The following is a 17652-nucleotide window of genomic DNA, read 5'->3' as shown; positions in this document are numbered from 1 at the left end:
ACCTCATTCGAATTTAAAAAGATGTAAAAATCTCTTTGTAATACCAATTAACTGATTGAAGTTATTCAGATTTCATCTCAGAATAAACATTTGAAAAAATTCTTCTTTTTTGTTATCCGGTAAACATGTAAGTGATAAAGTTAACAAACCTAACATTTTATATAGTTCTACTAAATTAGTTTTTGATAATACCTGCAAGTGATTTTTAACTATGCCTAGGTCACCACGGCTAATAGGTCCTGTTAAAGCTTTTTTAGTTGACTGAGTAGACTCAAGATTATTTAAAGTATTTTTCATTAGGTTGATAATTATCTTAAACCCATCACTTGCTGTAATCCCAGAATTTTTTAAACAAGATAAAGCACTATCACATAATGTAACTAAATAGTTAGAGGCAAAAACATTTGCGATATGACAAATACTTTTTCTTCTTTTATCTATAGGATAGACTAAGTAATTTATCCTTTTAAATAAAGCGGATAACAAACTCAATGTTTCATAATCATCACCTTCAATGGTGCAATAATACACGCAGTCACTATTTCTATTTATATCAGAAGCAATCACAAAACTCCGTATAGGATACATACTAGCGATATGACAATCTCTTTTTTTCACAGAAACTAATACATCTGATAAGAGAAAACCACTACAATGCAGCACAATGCTTCCTTTTTTAAGGTTTTTGCTTTTAGCCAAATTTTGGCAACAATTTATTATTTCATCATCGTGAGTAGTGATAAAAGTGATATCAGCTGGTGGTAATTCTTGAATGCTTCTAAAAGCCATTCCTTGTCCAATATAAGTTATTGCTTTTTCAGTACTTTCTAATGAAAAATTACACACTCCTTGAATAAGGGCAATTTTATTGTCTACGATTTGTTTAGCAATGATTTTCCCAACACGCCCAGCACCGATAAAATTTATTTTCATAGACATGAATTTCTCCTCAATTTAATAAAATAACTTACTCACGGTATTTTATAATCCATATCATCTATTGTATTATAAGGTATGTCCTCTATCAAAAAATTCTAACCAATGCAGTGTTGATTTATTCAACTATTATCAATTATCAAAAGACAAACATCGTGTTTATTTTAATAATGAATTTTCTTCCTGTGCTGAATTAATTTGATCGATATTACATCGCAAAAAGAAACAATCTTACCTTATTATTACTAGTGAAAAAATACTTTGCATGTTCTCTTTAGCAATTTATAACTGAAAGATTTCTTTTTCAGATTTGACAACAACTAATCTCCTCGAAATAATGTTCTGACATTTAAGAAAAAATTTCCTTTTTCAGAACTTATAAACTTAAAGGTGTTTTATAATGCAATGTAATAATAAATCGAAGACGAAGCGTATAAAACCTATAGTTCTTATTATCCTTGACGGATTTGGTTTTAGTAAAAGTAAAGATACAACTCATAATGCAATTAGACTTGCTAAGACTCCAACTTTGGATACATTATGGACGCACTACCCACACACACTATTAAAAGCTTCAGGAAGTGCAGTAGGATTGCCTAAAAGACAAGTAGGAAATTCAGAAGCAGGACATCTCCATATTGGTTCTGGTCGGAAAGTACTTCAAGATGTAACTCGAATTGATAAGTCCGTATCAACTGGTACTTTTTTTGAGAATACTGTTCTTGTTAATGCTATTAATCAAGCTAATCAAAACAACAAAGCTATACACATCATCGGATTATTATCTCATGGAGGAGTACACAGTCGAGACACACAGATTGTAGCGATGATCGAATTAGCGTACCTTAAAAAAGCAAAAAAAATCTATTTACACGCCATTCTAGACGGACGAGATACTCCTCCAAAATCAGCCATACTTTCTATTAAAAAGATAAATACGAAACTTCGCAATTATGCCCAGTGTCCTTGTACACAATCTGTTCAATCTATACAGTACAAAATTGTGTCTCTTATTGGGCGCTACTACGCTATGGATAGGGATAAACGATGGGATCGTACTCAAAAGGCATATGATCTATTAACTCAAGGAATTGCTGCTCGTCGAGCTAAAACTGCTGAAGAAGCAATAACTCTTGCTTATAAAAGAAACGAAACTGATGAATTTATAAGACCAACTAGTATTTGTTACGACAGGGAAAATCCTGTAACCATCCAAGATGGGGATACCATTATTTTCATGAATTTTCGCGCTGATCGTGCTAAACAACTTACAAACGCATTCACTGACGGACATTTTACAGGGTTTAAAAGAAGAGTAACTCCTAAACTTACAAACTTCGTAACCCTAACGTCTTATATAAGCAATCCTAGTATTTCTGTCGCTTTTCCATCTTGCCAATTAAATAAAACGCTTGGTGAATGCTTATCCATATTAGGCCTACGTCAACTTCGACTGGCAGAAACGGAAAAATACGCGCATGTTACTTATTTTTTGAATGGAAGAAAAAGAATAGCCTTTCCAGGAGAAGATCGGAAATTAATTCCTTCACCAAAAGTAGCAACTTATGATCTTCAGCCTGAAATGAGTGCTACTGCGATAACTAATGAACTTGTAAAAACCATTAAAAATGGTAGATACGATTTTATCGTTTGTAATTTCGCTAATCCTGATATGGTAGGCCATACTGGAAACGAGATTGCTACCAAACAGGCTATTCACACAATCGATAATTGTTTGCAACGCGTTCTTGAAACCCTAAAATTTTCTGGCGGTGAAATGCTAATTACAGCCGATCATGGGAATGCAGAAAAGATGTTTGATGAAAAAACCAAGCAACCCCACACAGCTCATACCAGTAATTTGACACCTTTAATTTATGTGGGGAGAAAAGCTAAATTCAAAGAAAAGGTTGGTGCTTTATACGACATAGCACCAACTATACTCTTCCTTATGGGAATTAATAAACCATCTGAAATGACAGGACGCAATTTAATTATCCTGTTGAATAACAAGCAATAATATGCGTTTTAAGCTTAGAAAAGTTAAAATTCTATTTTCAATATTAAATAGCTATTTGAGCGTGAATGGATGGATGAGGATTATAATTAAGAATGGCAAAATCGGAAAAATGGTAATCAAACAATGAAACGGCTTTTTTTTTAATGACTAATTGCGGTAAATCGCACGGCAAGCGCGATAATTGCTCACGAATTTGACAATAATGATTATTATAAATGTGACAGTCTCCTCCAGACCAAATAAATTCCCCTACTCTCAGATTACACTGATCGGCAATCATATGTGTCAATAAAGCATAAGAAGCAATATTAAATGGAACTCCTAAAAAGGCATCCGCTGATCTTTGAATTAATTTACAAGAAATAACCTCATTAATCACGTAAAATTGAAAAAGAAGATGACACGGTTGTAAAGCCATTTGATTTAATTCAGCCACATTCCAAGCGCTCACAATTAATCTCCGTGAGTTGGGATTAGTTTTTATATCTTTAAGAAGCTGTGTCATCTGGTCAATGACTTTACCATCAGCGCATTGCCAGCAACGCCATTGCTTTCCATAAATAGGTCCCAATTCACCATTTTCATCCGCCCATGCATCCCATATAGTAACACCATTGTTGTTTAGATAGCGAATATTAGTATCTCCCCTTAAAAACCACAGCAATTCATAAATAACACTTTTTAAATGAATTTTCTTTGTTGTAACTAGAGGAAACCCTTTTTGCATATTAAATCGCATTTCATAACCAAAGATACTTCGTGTCCCAACACCAGTTCTGTCTTTTTTGTTAGTTCCATGCTCTAAAATATATCTTAAAAATCTAAGATACTGCTTCATCACTCTTTTATCAGATAGTTATAATCACCAAAAAAATACCACAATCGACTACTTGTTTAATGACACAATCTGTTATAACAAGTAAAACGAAAAAGTATTGATTTTTAGTCTCTTCTCCATATCACTTGTGTTTTTCATACGCCCACAGTAAACTTAGTCCACCGCCAATAATCATTGGTAGGGATAATAATTGTCCCATAGTCAACCAACCGAAAGCAATATATCCTAATTGTAGATCTGGTTGTCTGAAAAATTCGACTATAAAACGAAATAATCCATAAAATAATAAGAATAATGACGTTACTGAAAAACACGGTCTTGGCCTATTGGAAAAAAACCATACTATAACAAATAGCAATATTCCTTCTAAAAAAAATTCATAAAGTTGTGAAGGATGACGTGGAAGAGATCCAGCACCCGGAAATACCATGCCACACCAAACCGTTGTAACTCGCCCCCACAATTCGTTATTAATGAAATTCCCAATTCTTCCCGCTCCTAAACCTAAAGGTACTAAAGGTGCAACAAAATCTGTGACATTTGTCCACTGTCTCTCAGTATAACGACTGAAAATCCACATAGCTATCGCCTCTCCAATAAGTCCTCCATGAAAAGACATACCCCCATTCCATACTTTGTAAATGATTAAAGGATGGGCAATAAAATTAAAAAAATCATAAAAAATTATGTACCCTAATCGACCACCAATGATTATTCCAAGTGCACTATAAAAAATTAGATCACTTATTTGTACAACATTCCATTTTTTCCGTGACCGACAAGCGCGATATAAAGCTAAATACCAAGCAAATACTAACCCCACTACGTACATAAAACCGTACCAGTGCATTTTAAATGGACCTATTTGATAGGCGATCGGATTAATTTTTGGATAATATAACAACTTTACTCCTTTTTATCCTTCTTTTTATAACACCTCTTTTCTCTTTCTTATGGAAGAGAGATTATGTTTATCTTCCTGCACGGATTAAACTACCTAATCCTGCTTTTTCTAAAGCATTTTCCATATGAAGACGAATATCTTTAGGATCATCCATTTTTAATACTTCTTCCAATAATTCTCTAGCTGTTTTTAAAGAGAAACTACGCACAATCCATTTAATATGTGGTAATATTCTGGCACTCATACTTAACATATCAAATCCCATCGCTAGCAATAAAACTACAGATACAGGATCCCCTGCCATTTCTCCACAAATACTAACCGATTTTCCTGCCTTATGTCCCGCTGTTACTACAACTTTTAGTGCTTGTAACACTGCGGGATGTAAACAATCATAAAGATTTGCTACTCGCGGATTATTCCGATCAACGGCTAATAAATACTGAATTAAATCGTTGCTTCCAACGGAGAGAAAATCTACTCGTTTTGCTAAATTGTAAGCTTGATAAACTGTTGCTGGAACCTCTATCATTAACCCAATTTCAGGAAATTGAACTTTTACATCTTCTTCCACCAATTCTTCATACGCTTGATTAATCATGCAAATAGCTGTCTCCACTTCATGCACTGAAGTAATCATTGGCAATAATACGGACAAATTATTTAATCCTTCACTGGCATGTAACATAGCTCGTATTTGTTGCAAAAAAATCTCTGGGTGGTCTAAAGTAAACCGAATGCCTCTCCATCCTAAGAAAGGATTATCTTCTTCTACGGAAAAGTAAGACAAAGTTTTATCACCTCCAATATCTAACATTCTCATAATAACTGGACGAGGGGCAAATGTGTTTAGTAATTGCCGATACGTAATTCGTTGTTCTTCTTCGCTAGGAAAACGATCGTGGATCATAAAGGGCATTTCGGTACGATATAATCCTACACCCTCAGAACCAACATTTAATGAAAAACCTCCATCAATAGCCAAACCTGTGTTGACGTAAAGCGCCAATGCATGCCCATCAGTCGTTTTAGCTGGCAAATCTCGTAATGATTTTAATTCTTCATCAAGTTGTTGTTCCTCATGCACTAATGTTTTAAATTCTTTTTTAATTACAGATGAAGGCGATAAATAAATTTGACCGTTATAGCCATCTACAATAAGTTCTTGTAAAGATAATTTAAACAACGGTCCATGTACTCCCATCACCGCTGGAAGTCCAAGAGCACGTGCTAAAATAGCCACATGAGAATTACTCGAACCAGTTCCTGATATTACGCCTTTTAGATGATCACAAGGGATTTCCATCAGAGAAGTAGGTGTTACTTCGTCACTTACTAAAATAGTGTTTTTTGGATATTCCAGTGCTTCTTTTTTTTTAAATTGTAAATGACTTAGTACTCTGCGCCCCAAATCTCGAAAATCTGTGGCGCGCTCTCGCAGATACGGATCTTCTAAAGATTCAAAATGAAGAACATACCTTTTAATAACTCGTTTCAGTGATCCTTGTGCCCATTGCCCTTCTTTAATATGAGCAATAACTTCATTCATAAAAGTACGACTATCCAATAATCGAAGATAAGCATCAAATAGTATATGCTCACCTACACTAAGAGAGCTTTTGGCTCGTATTTGTAGTCGATAAATTTCATCACGAGCTGAAGAAAGAGCGGTTTTAAAATCAGAAATTTCTGTTTTTATATCTTCAATTTCTTGATCAGGTACTGCATCTAAATCTGCTTGTGGATAAATAATTATGGCAGTTCCAATAGCCACTCCTGAAGAGCTAGGTATACCAAATAAAACTGCTTCTGTTGTTTTTTTTCGACGTTTCTTTTGCTGAGCTTCTAGTTTTTCTAACTCTCCCTTAGCTCTAGCATGAGCCATTTCGGAAGCTAAATGAATAGCAATAGTAACACACAATGCTTCTTCTTCTTCAGCAAAAGGATAACTCTCCCATTTCTGGACTATCAGTACACCCAGTAGTTCCCCTTGTTCAATAATAGGAATTCCTAAAAATCCATGATATCTTTCTTCATGCAATTCTGGATGACGTTTAAAATCTGGATGAAGAGATGCATCTGCCAAATTAATAGGTTCTTCTCGCTCACCAATCAATCCAGTTAATCCTTCTCCAAATTTGAGACGAACCTTGCCTACTTGTCTGATATTCAAACCTTGAGTAGCTATTAAAACGTATTCTCCGTATGTATCATCACAAATAAAAATACTGCAAGCATCAGCTGGTAAAACTTCACACAATCTTTTAACCACAAGCGTTAACGCCTCTTCTAAATTTGGGGCGGCATTTACTTCTTGAGTAATATGACGAAGAATTTTCAACATCATGATCGCAACAAATTCAAAAAATTGCTAAATTGCATTAAAAATTTAAGTTGTTAAAGTAATAACACATATAAAAGATCGTTCAAACGATAAGTAACTAATCAATGATCGTCCAAGTTATAGAGATCACTTCATGAAACTACGAACACGATTCACAACATTACTCTTTAATACCAGAAACAACCTCCTCGTATGAAACATCTTATGTAGAGAAAATTTAGGAAATTATTAAAATTTCTGTTTTACTGTTATCTTACTATTTTATATCCACACAATGTTTCTCTCTTCTTTCATATATATCATTAATTTTCAATCTAAACTACGATTCTACAGGTTTTATCCTACTAATATTCGTCTATAAATCCGCGAGAGAACTGTTATTGATAATACAAACACACTGAATGTGTCTCCACTTGAAATTCATATTAAAACACACTATCTTGTGTGTAATTGGAGAAAAAAATCTATATATTGTAGGCTTGAGAAAGTACTAATTTTGTTGAAATTATCCAAGATAAAGTGATGCTACATAATAATTTTTACGTACCTAGGAGATCTCAATGGAGATAAACATAAAACAAAATAACCAATTATCTATTGGCCCTCTGTCTACTATTTCATCAAGTAAAATTCTTAATCCATTGTACGTGATTAAACGAAATGGAAATGTAGTACGGTATAACATTAATCGTGTCATTGTAACAATGAAAAAAGCTTTTCTGACTATAGAAGGAGAAAAAACCAAAAAATCTAATCAAGCTCAAAAAGCCATTACTCAACTTACCAATCAAATTACCAATTTGTTGCACAGGCGTTGGTCATCTAGTGGTGCCGTTCACGTTGAATCTATTCGAGATCAAGTAGAACTTACATTAGCATGCGCTGGGCTGCACAAAGTTGCTCGTTCTTATGCTTTACACAGAAAAGAAAATCATGAAAAAAGAGAAAGGCAAAAAACGCATAATAACGTCAGGGATAGGAAAAAAAACATTTGTGTGACGCTAGAAGATGGCACCAGCGTCCCGCTGGATAATTTATGGCTAACTCGTATTGTCTACTTAGCTTGCAATAATCTCAAAGATGTAGACGCTAACAAAATCTTATTGCAAACAAAAAACAATTTATTTGATGGTATTACCCATAGAGACATTTATAGAGCATTGGTAATGACTGCTCGTACTCTAGTAGAAAGCGAGCCAAATTATACTTACGTTGCTGCTCGCTTACTCTTGCATCATCTTTATAACGAAGCGCTAAATGGTCTAGATATAAATCATAATCTAGTGTACGAAGAAATTACTGAATATTATCCAACAGCCTTTAAGGCTTTTATAAAAAAAGGAATTGCAGAAGAACATTTAGATCCTAAGTTAAATAATTTTAATTTAGACAAACTAGCAAAAACTTTACAGCCACAAAGCGACAAAAAATTTACCTATTTAAGTATACAAACTTTATACGACCGCTATTTAATTCATCACCATCAAACACGCATAGAACTCCCTCAAGTTTTTTTCATGCGCGTAGCAATGGGATTAGCTCAATCAGAAAAAAAAGAACACACTAGGCGAGCCATTGAATTTTACAAAGTCCTTTCCTCTTTTGATTTTATGAGTTCAACGCCAACATTATTCAATTCTGGTACGCTGTTTCCTCAGCTATCTAGTTGTTTTTTAACTACAATACCGGACAATTTAGAAGGCATCTATAATGCATTTAAGGACAATGCGTTGTTGTCCAAGTATGCAGGAGGCTTAGGAAATGATTGGTCTCAAGTACGTGCAATGGGCGCTCATATTAAAGGCACTAATGGAAAATCCTTAGGAATTGTACCGTTTCTAAACGTAGCTGATGCCACTGCTATCGCAGTGAATCAAGGGGGAAAACGCAAAGGTGCTGTTTGTGCTTATTTGGAAACTTGGCATATGGATATTGAAGAATTTTTAGACCTACGTAAAAATACAGGTGACGACAGACGTCGTACCCATGATATGAATACCGCTAATTGGATTCCGGATTTATTTATGAAACGAGTGTTTGAAAATAAATTTTGGACTTTATTTTCTCCCAATGAAGTGCCAGATTTACATGATAAATTTGGTTTCGCTTTTGAGAAAGCATATGTTTCATATGAGAATGCAGTTCGTAAAGGCAAGATTCACGGAAGAACTGTTTCAGCTGTTGTTCTATGGAGAAAAATCCTTAGTATGTTATTTGAAACCGGGCATCCATGGATAACATTTAAAGACGCTTGCAACTTACGATCTCCTCAGCAGCATGTTGGCGTTATTCACAGTTCTAACTTGTGTACAGAAATCACCTTAAACACTTCAGAAAAGGAAATCGCTGTTTGTAACTTAGGCAGTATTAATCTCGTTAATCACATGAAAGAAGGTAAATTAGACATCAAAAAAATAAGAGATACAATCAAGACAGCAATTAGAATGCTCGATAATGTTATCGATATTAACTACTATAGTGTACCACAAGCGCGTAAGGCTAACCTTAAACACAGACCAATAGGCTTAGGTTTGATGGGGTTTCAAGATGCCTTATATATACAAAAAGTTCCCTATGCTTCTAAAAAAGCTATACAATTTTCAGATTACAGTATGGAGGTAATTAGCTATTATGCTATCAAGGCTTCAATGGAATTAGCTAAAGAGCGTGGTGTTTACGAAACTTTTAAAGGCTCCTTATGGAGCCGTGGTGTTCTTCCAATCGACTCTATTCAATTATTAAAAAAGAATCGTGGTAAATATCTAAAACAGAATGTTCAACAAACTTTAAACTGGGATAAGTTGCGCCAGCAGGTTAAAATTTATGGATTACGTAATTCTAACGTTATGGCAATTGCACCAACAGCAACGATCTCTAACATTTGCGGTATTTCTCAATCTATCGAGCCTACCTACCAAAATTTATTTGTTAAGTCCAACTTATCTGGTGAATTTACAATAATAAATCCTTATTTAGTCGCATCACTAAAAAACCATGATTTATGGGATGATACTATGGTACATGATCTCAAGCACTACAATGGCAGTATACAACAAATACATCGCATTCCTCAAGATCTCAAGAGATTGTACGCAACTGCATTTGAAGTGGAATCACGATGGTTGATAGGAGCGGCCTCAAGAAGGCAAAAATGGATTGATCAAGCACAGTCGTTCAACTTATACATAACAGAACCATCTGGAAAAAAACTCGATACTCTGTATCGTATGGCTTGGTTACATGGATTGAAAACAACTTATTATTTACGAAGTATAGGAGCTACTGGAACAGAAAAAGCAACTATTCGTGATGCAACCTTAAATGCAGTAATTAATCAATCTACTTCGCATATGTGCGTAATTGAAAACATTGAAAACACTGATTGTGAAGCGTGCCAATGACAATGAAAAATCTTACTCACAATTACCGTAAATCGAAAAAAATTTGAGTAAAAGACAATGAACGACTAGAATCTCTTTTCTAGAGTGATTGAAATTCAAATTAAGGAGTGGAAGCAGGTATGTCAAACCGCCAGGAAACAAATAGTTCTCCAAACTGGAACGACTGTCATAATCGAAATACTTTGATAAACGATGATACTAAAAAACTAATGAAGAATAAGCAATCTTCTTCTTTTAAAAAAGAATACAACAATACAAAAGGTGAGGATGATATTGAGGTATCTAAAAACACTACTTCTTATGATAAGAAAATAGGATTAGAACAAATCGCAATAGGAGCGGCGCGTATCCAAGTAGATGATAAAAAAATTATAAATTGCTGCGCTGACCTTAATCAATTAGTTCCATTTAAATACAAATGGGCATGGCAAAAATATTTATCTAGTTGTGCTAATCACTGGATGCCAAATGAAATCAATATGACAGCAGATATCGCTTTGTGGAAAGATTATAACGGGTTAACTACAGACGAACGTATGATTGTAAAACGAAGTCTTGGATTCTTCTCAACTGCAGATTCTTTAGTAGCTAACAACTTGGTATTAGCAATATATCGGCATATCACCAATCCTGAATGTCGTCAATATCTGTTGCGTCAAGCGTTTGAAGAAGCATTACATACACATGCTTACCAACACATTATTGAAAGCTTAGGACTAGATGAGTCTGAAATTTTTAATATGTATCGGGAATTACCGGCAGTATCTAAGAAATCTGCATGGGCTTTACCTTTTACGAAAAGTCTTTCAGATCCAAATTTTAAAACTGGTACTCTAAAAAACGACCGTCGTTTGATGAGGGATTTAATTGCGTTCTACGTAGTTTTTGAAGGATTGTTTTTCTACGTAGGTTTTACCCAAATTTTGGCAATAGGACGCAGTGGTAAAATGACTGGTACTTTGGAACAATTTCAATACATTTTGCGCGATGAATCAATGCATGTGAATTTTGGAGTTGATATAATTAATCAAATTAAAATTGAAAATCCGCATTTATGGACAAAAGATTTTCAAGAAGAGATTATTACAATGATTCTTGAAGGAGTAAATCTTGAATATCAATATGCTAAAGATACTATGCCACGAGGCATTTTAGGACTAAACTCTGAAATGTTTAGGGACTATCTTCAATATATTGCCAACCACCGTTTTACTCAAATTGGATTACCAGAACAATTTCGCAATGCTAAAAATACTTTTCCATGGATGAGTGAAATGGCAGATCTTAAAAAAGAAAAAAATTTTTTTGAAACTCGTGTAACTGAATATCAAACTGGGGGAACGTTAAGATGGGACGAATGACAACACATCTTTTATATAGATACATCACAATGTTAAATTGTCAAAATTTTCTTAATAAACTGGTAAATGATTTTATGAATTTCCAAGAAACATAGGAAAGTATATTAATGAATTGCATTTGACAATATATTGTTCTTCGTATTGCTCAGTATAGAAACTACTAAAGAAGCTAAAATTCGCGTTAATGCAGGAGAGTTGTGCGTACGCATTATACCAATAATATCAATTTAGAATTGATTGGTCAAACCGTCATTCTTGCAGGTTGGATACATCGCCGTCGGGATCATGGGCAATTAATTTTTATTGACTTGCGTGACTCCGAAGGACTGGTGCAAATTGTTTGTGAGCCAAATAAACCATCAGTTTTTCATATTGCAGAAGATTTACGTAACGAATATGTTATTAGTGTTAAAGGAGTAGTTCGACAACGACCAACAGGAACGTCCAATCAAAAAATAATTTCTGGTAAAATTGAGATATTAGCAACACGCATAATTTTATTAAATAAGTCTCAACCTTTACCTTTTAACATTTACGAAAGTCGAGAAGTAATAAATGAAGAAATAAGATTAAAATATCGCTATCTTGACTTGCGTCGGTCTGACATGGCTTATCGCCTTAAAATGCGTTCTTATATTATTCGAGAAATTCGTCATTTTTTAGATGAGCGTGGATTTTTAGATATAGAAACCCCTATGTTGACAAGATCTATGCCAGAGGGCGCGCGTGATTATCTTGTTCCTAGTCGCGCTCATCACAATCATTTTTTTGCGTTACCTCAATCTCCACAAATCTTCAAAGAAATGTTGATGATTGCAGGTTTTGATCGGTATTATCAAATTGCCCGCTGCTTTCGAGACGAAGATCTACGAACTGACCGACAACCGGAGTTTACTCAGCTTGACTTAGAAATGGCTTTTGTAGAAGAGAAAGGTATACAGGATCTAATAGAAGAACTAATTTGTTATTTATTTTCCAAATTTTTAGGAGTGAATTTACCTAATCCTTTTCCGCGAATGACTTATGCAGAAGCAATGAAATATTATGGCACGGACAAACCTGATCTTCGCAATCCTTTAAGATTTATCGATATTAAAGACCTAATGAAAACCGTTGAATACAAATTTTTAAAAGAACCAGCTAATAGTTTACGTGGACGTGTAGTAGCTCTTGTGTTACCAAAAGGAACATCATTAATGACGAGAAAAGCTATTAACGATTATACGAAATTTATAAATACTGCTTATGGTGCTGCAGGGCTAACTTATATTAAGGTTAAAAATATCACTCGAGATTGCAAAGAACTCCAGTCACCTATTCTAAGATTCTTGTCAGATAAAATAGTTTCTGAACTTTTACTTCGCACACAAGCAAAAAATGGCGACTTAATTGTTCTTTGTGCTGACGTCGAAGAAAAAATAGTCAACACCTCATTAAATGCTTTACGTGAGCGACTATGTACAGATTATCATTTACATTTAGGGACATGGAAACCACTATGGATAGTAGATTTTCCAATGTTTGAATATACGAATTCCGAAAGTTGGCGAGCGTTACATCATTTATTCACAGCTCCAAAAGACGTTGATCCAATCAAAATTATTAATAATCCCGAAACATCGCTCTCACGGGCTTACGATATAGTACTAAATGGGAACGAAATAGGCGGGGGCTCAATACGCATTAACAATATAGATATGCAATATGCGGTATTGAAAATCCTAGGTATTTCAAAAGAAATAGCAAAAATACAATTTGGACATTTGCTAATGGCATTACAATTTGGATGTCCCCCTATCGGGGGAATTGCCATTGGATTAGACAGATTAATAGCTATTATGACCGGCTCTGCTTCTATTCGTGATGTCATTGCTTTTCCAAAAACTCAGACAGCGCATTGTCCTGTAACAAATGCTCCTTCTCTCGTTACAATGCAGCAGTTAGAAATTTTAGGACTAAAAGCAAAATAAAAAAAGCAATTAAACTTAGTAAAAACTCAGAAAGATATTAAAATCTAGGATTGAAAAACACTTAATTATTAATTCAAATAAAACACGTCGCCTAATTGACAAATTAACAACTCTGTTAATTCGCGATATATGATCGTTGATCAGGTTTCTTTATTAGAAGATGAAACACAGCGTGTTAATTATTGAAATTAAATAAAGATGGATTAGATGAAAAGATGCCAAATAAAAAACGAATCATAATCGGTATTGATCCAGGATCACGTATTACTGGTTACGGAGTTATATGGTCTCAAAATTCTCAACAGAGCTGCATAATATCTGGGCAAATCGCACCTCAATCTAAATCGTTAAACAGTAGACTTTACCAAATTGAAGAAAGATTACGTAATATTATTGCTACCTATCAACCTAATGAAGCTGCTATAGAAGCGATATTCACTTTTCAAAATCATAAGTCAGCTCTACAATTAGGAGAAGCTCGTGGGGTTGCGTTATCAGCCACAGCAGCCGTTTATACTCTCCCTGTAGCTGAATACAGTGCTCGTCAAATTAAAAAAGCTGTTGTAGGTTATGGGGCAGCTACAAAAACACAAGTACAATATATGGTGCAAATACTTCTAAAATTAGAAAAAACACCAAAGACAGATGCAGCTGACGCGTTGGCAATTGCCATTTGTCATGCAATCAATGTTCCTTTTAGGCAAGACGTTGGTACGTAAGAATTTCTCTTTGATTAATTTTTAGATTATTTAATTAAAGTGAGTTTTCTGAGTATAATTAAGAATAAATAGGATAATGAAAATGATTGGACAACTTCGTGGAAAAATTCTTGAAAAAACTCCATATCACTTATTACTTGAAGTAAGTGGAGGAATAGGTTATGAAGTTATAGTCCCTTCTTCAACATTGAAACGCCTTCCTAATATAGGTCAGGAAATAATTCTCCATACTCACTTTATTGTGCGAAAAGACGCGCATATTCTGTACGGATTTCACAATGCAAATGATCGTCATCTGTTTCGTGTATTAATTAAAGTAAACGGTATTGGACCTAAATTAGCACTAACAATTTTATCTAATATGAGTGTAAATGAACTTTTGCGTTGTGTTATCGATAAAAATACCCAACAATTGGGAAATATTCCAGGAATTAGTCAAAAAATAGCAGAACGTTTACTAATTGAAACAAAAAGTGTTTTAAAAAGCTGGCAGTCAGATGCTATTTCGTCTAGTATAACCAATGCGTCATTTACTCAAATAGCTCAAGATGCTGTCGGTGCTTTAATTGCATTGGGCTATAAACCAAAAGAAGCTCAACGCTCCATAGAAGCTGTGCAGAAATCTGGATCGACTCGTGAAGATTTGATTCGTCAAGCATTAAAATATAATTCTGATAATGCAAAATGAAGTTTATTGCATAAATACTATATGATCAATCAAGTTGAGAGCGTAAATACGGTAGAAAATTTCGTCTCCCGTCCACGTAGATTAAGTGAATATATAGGGCAAACATCTGTACAAAAACAGATGGATATTTTTATTCGCGCAGCAATTAAACGAAAAGAAACATTAGATCATGTTTTAATTTTTGGGCCACCTGGATTGGGAAAAACAACATTAGCACATATTATTGCTCGTGAAATGCAGGCAAGTTTGAAACAAACTTCAGGACCAGTACTAGAAAAAGCAGGTGATTTAGCTGCTCTACTTACAAACCTTGAACCACACGATGTATTATTCATTGATGAAATTCATCGGTTAAATCCAACCATTGAAGAAATACTATACCCCGCTCTAGAAGATTTTCAATTGGATATTATCATTGGTGAAGGACCTTCGGCTCGTTCAATAAAATTAGATTTACCACCTTTTACTTTAGTTGGTGCTACTACCCGTGTTGGATTATTAACTTCTCCTTTGCGTGATCGCTTTGGGATTGTACAGCGTCTGGAATTTTACTGCACTAATGATTTAGTGCGTATCGTAAAAAGATCAGCTAAAATGTTAGGAGCATCTATAGAAGAAAATGGTGCTAAAGAAATTGCTTGTCGCTCGAAAGGTACTCCTCGTATTGCAAATCGATTGCTTCGTCGAGTGCGTGACTTTGCAGAAGTTCAATCTTCTACAGTTATCACTGAAAATATTGCTAAAAAAGCTCTCAATTTATTAAATGTTGATGCTCTTGGCTTAGATTTGATTGATCAAAAATTGCTGTATTTCATTATTGAAAAATTTCAAGGTGGTCCAGTTGGAATCGCAAATCTTGCGACAGCTATTTGTGAAGAACGAGAAACTATAGAAGACGTTGTTGAACCCTATTTAATTCAAGAAGGCCTCATCTTTCGTACACCTAGAGGCCGTATGGCTACAGAAAAAGCTTACCATCATTTTAATAAATTATCCGTATCCTTCCCTTCTCACTCTTCTCAAACAACTCTTTCTATTAAAGATTGATTAAATATTTTAAATATTTTGATTTTTAATCTTTTAACTGCATTACGCAAAAAAATATGTAATTTGAGTATCTCATGTTAACAAATAAGATTAATAATCGTCTTAATTTTTTATAAAAAATACGAAAATAACTTTATCTTATAGAATATTTCATCCATTAATTAACTTTCTAATTTCTTAAAAGAGGAATATTCACGATAAGAAGAAAGGCTTAAAATTAAATAACCAAATATCCCGGACAATGAAGAACCAATAATAACCCCTAATCGTGCCATGCTGGAGTAACTTTGCCCAATGTCACCAAATGCTATAGTACTAATGAGTAAGCTCATGGTAAATCCCATACCTGCTATTACGCTTGTTCCATAGAGAAAACGCCAATCAATGTTATCTTTTTTATGGAATAATGATATAGGTTGAATCCAACTGAAAGCTTTAATTCCAAGCGAATAAGCCAAACAAATTCCAATTTGTTTTCCAAGAAATAAACCTAAGGCAATGCCTAATGTAATAGGACTAAATAAACTTTCTAATCCTATGCGTGTAAGAGAAATGCCGGAATTTGCAAAAGCAAATATTGGTAATACTCCAAACGTTACCCATGGTTGTAATACTCGCTCTAAATTATGTAATGAAGAAACTTGACGATCTTTCCGATTACAAACCGGGATTGTAAAAGCTACAATAATACCCACTAAAGTAGCGTGAATTCCAGATTCTAAAACACAAATCCATAATATAATACCAACTAGGATATAAATTGTAGTCATTGTCACATGTAATCGATTTAGTAAAATCAATAACCCTAAAAAACATCCTGCGCTTAGCAAGAAAATTAAAGAAAAATGATGCGTATAAAAAATGGCAATAATAAAAATTGAACCAATGTCATCAAAAACTGCTAATGTCGTTAAAAATATTTTTAAGTTGATAGGCAAACGATTACCTGCCAAAGATAACATACCTAATGAAAATGCAATATCAGTGGCAGTAGGAATCGCCCATCCTCTTAAAGAGAGGGTATTTTTCCAGTTAAAAGCAATGTAGATTATAATAGGAACAAGTATTCCTCCAAGTCCTGCTATTACAGGTAAAAACACTTTTGAAAAGCTCTTAAGCTTTCCATATAATATCTCTCGTTTAATTTCTAACCCTATTAGTAAGAAATAAACAGTCATTAATCCACTGTTAATCCAAAATAGTAAAGACCTGGATAATTGTAGTGCACCTAGCTGAACGCTTAATGGTGAATTAAATAGGGTTTCGTAATAAACACACCATGATGTATTATCAAGTATTAAAGCCAAAACAGCAGAAATAAAGAGAATAATACTACCTTTAGATACTATTTTAGGAGATTTATGCAGAATTTGGTATTTCAAATTATTTTCAACAACATAATAGTTTTAAAATTCACGGAGCAA

12 protein-coding genes are annotated in these 17652 nt (G+C 34.2%); 7 read left to right on the top strand and 5 right to left on the bottom strand.

All coding sequences use genetic code 11. The features are described 5' to 3' along the window. Nucleotides 1–72 precede the first annotated feature (72 nt). Complete coding sequence (locus Z664_RS00540; protein ID WP_039669810.1) at nucleotides 73–939, bottom strand: Rossmann-like and DUF2520 domain-containing protein; 867 nt, start codon at nucleotides 937–939, stop codon at nucleotides 73–75. Nucleotides 940–1336: 397 nt separating this feature from the next. On the opposite strand from Z664_RS00540, the gene gpmI reads away from it, so the two are divergent. Then, complete coding sequence (gene gpmI, locus Z664_RS00535; RefSeq protein ID WP_052246305.1) at nucleotides 1337–2956, top strand: 2,3-bisphosphoglycerate-independent phosphoglycerate mutase; 1620 nt, start codon at nucleotides 1337–1339, stop codon at nucleotides 2954–2956. A 43-nt stretch (nucleotides 2957–2999) separates the two neighbouring features. On the opposite strand, the gene thyA is transcribed toward gpmI, so the two are convergent. The 3 genes from thyA to ptsP form a co-directional block, all read right to left on the bottom strand. Then, nucleotides 3000–3794: a thymidylate synthase gene (thyA, locus tag Z664_RS00530; protein ID WP_039669808.1), complete on the bottom strand. Its 795-nt coding sequence runs from the start codon at nucleotides 3792–3794 to the stop codon at nucleotides 3000–3002. Between the two features lie 121 nt (nucleotides 3795–3915). Continuing rightward, entirely contained in the window at nucleotides 3916–4698 is a 783-nt protein-coding gene (gene lgt, locus Z664_RS00525; protein ID WP_039669807.1) for a prolipoprotein diacylglyceryl transferase, read from the bottom strand. 67 nt (nucleotides 4699–4765) lie between these two features. Beyond that, nucleotides 4766–7042 (bottom strand): phosphoenolpyruvate--protein phosphotransferase, encoded by a 2277-nt coding sequence (gene ptsP / locus Z664_RS00520; protein ID WP_039669806.1) that lies wholly within the window; start codon nucleotides 7040–7042, stop codon nucleotides 4766–4768. A 560-nt stretch (nucleotides 7043–7602) separates the two neighbouring features. Between ptsP and Z664_RS00515 the strand changes: the two genes are divergently transcribed. The 6 genes from Z664_RS00515 (at nucleotide 7603) to ruvB (ending at nucleotide 16228) form a co-directional block, all read left to right on the top strand. Further along, complete coding sequence (locus tag Z664_RS00515; RefSeq protein ID WP_039669805.1) at nucleotides 7603–10443, top strand: ribonucleoside-diphosphate reductase subunit alpha; 2841 nt, start codon at nucleotides 7603–7605, stop codon at nucleotides 10441–10443. Nucleotides 10444–10550: 107 nt separating this feature from the next. Beyond that, nucleotides 10551–11804 (top strand): ribonucleotide-diphosphate reductase subunit beta, encoded by a 1254-nt coding sequence (locus Z664_RS00510; protein WP_439895519.1) that lies wholly within the window; start codon nucleotides 10551–10553, stop codon nucleotides 11802–11804. A gap of 197 nt (nucleotides 11805–12001) precedes the next feature. Further along, nucleotides 12002–13774: an aspartate--tRNA ligase gene (gene aspS, locus Z664_RS00505; protein WP_039669804.1), complete on the top strand. Its 1773-nt coding sequence runs from the start codon at nucleotides 12002–12004 to the stop codon at nucleotides 13772–13774. 215 nt (nucleotides 13775–13989) lie between these two features. Continuing rightward, entirely contained in the window at nucleotides 13990–14493 is a 504-nt protein-coding gene (gene ruvC / locus Z664_RS00500; RefSeq protein ID WP_084588744.1) for a crossover junction endodeoxyribonuclease RuvC, read from the top strand. An 82-nt stretch (nucleotides 14494–14575) separates the two neighbouring features. Further along, a complete protein-coding gene (gene ruvA, locus Z664_RS00495) occupies nucleotides 14576–15181 on the top strand; it encodes a Holliday junction branch migration protein RuvA (RefSeq protein WP_039670175.1) in 606 nt (201 codons plus the stop codon). Between the two features lie 21 nt (nucleotides 15182–15202). Then, a complete protein-coding gene (ruvB, locus tag Z664_RS00490) occupies nucleotides 15203–16228 on the top strand; it encodes a Holliday junction branch migration DNA helicase RuvB (RefSeq protein ID WP_039669803.1) in 1026 nt (341 codons plus the stop codon). Between the two features lie 161 nt (nucleotides 16229–16389). Here ruvB and nhaA read toward each other — a convergent pair whose 3' ends face one another. Next, entirely contained in the window at nucleotides 16390–17610 is a 1221-nt protein-coding gene (nhaA, locus tag Z664_RS00485) for a Na+/H+ antiporter NhaA (protein ID WP_052246304.1), read from the bottom strand. Nucleotides 17611–17652: the final 42 nt, after the last annotated feature.

Source organism: Coxiella endosymbiont of Amblyomma americanum (genome assembly GCF_000815025.1).
Classification (GTDB): domain Bacteria; phylum Pseudomonadota; class Gammaproteobacteria; order Coxiellales; family Coxiellaceae; genus Coxiella.
Note: the sequence above shows the minus strand (reverse complement) of the source record. Positions and strands in the feature narration are given on the sequence as shown.

Coding starts and splice junctions, on each gene's coding strand:
- Z664_RS00540 (WP_039669810.1), bottom strand. CDS start 939: ATGTCTATGAAAATAAATTTTATCGGTGCTGGGCGTGTTGGGAAAATC.
- gpmI (WP_052246305.1), top strand. CDS start 1,337: ATGCAATGTAATAATAAATCGAAGACGAAGCGTATAAAACCTATAGTT.
- thyA (WP_039669808.1), bottom strand. CDS start 3,794: ATGAAGCAGTATCTTAGATTTTTAAGATATATTTTAGAGCATGGAACT.
- ptsP (WP_039669806.1), bottom strand. CDS start 7,042: ATGTTGAAAATTCTTCGTCATATTACTCAAGAAGTAAATGCCGCCCCA.
- Z664_RS00515 (WP_039669805.1), top strand. CDS start 7,603: ATGGAGATAAACATAAAACAAAATAACCAATTATCTATTGGCCCTCTG.
- ruvC (WP_084588744.1), top strand. CDS start 13,990: ATGCCAAATAAAAAACGAATCATAATCGGTATTGATCCAGGATCACGT.
- ruvA (WP_039670175.1), top strand. CDS start 14,576: ATGATTGGACAACTTCGTGGAAAAATTCTTGAAAAAACTCCATATCAC.
- ruvB (WP_039669803.1), top strand. CDS start 15,203: ATGATCAATCAAGTTGAGAGCGTAAATACGGTAGAAAATTTCGTCTCC.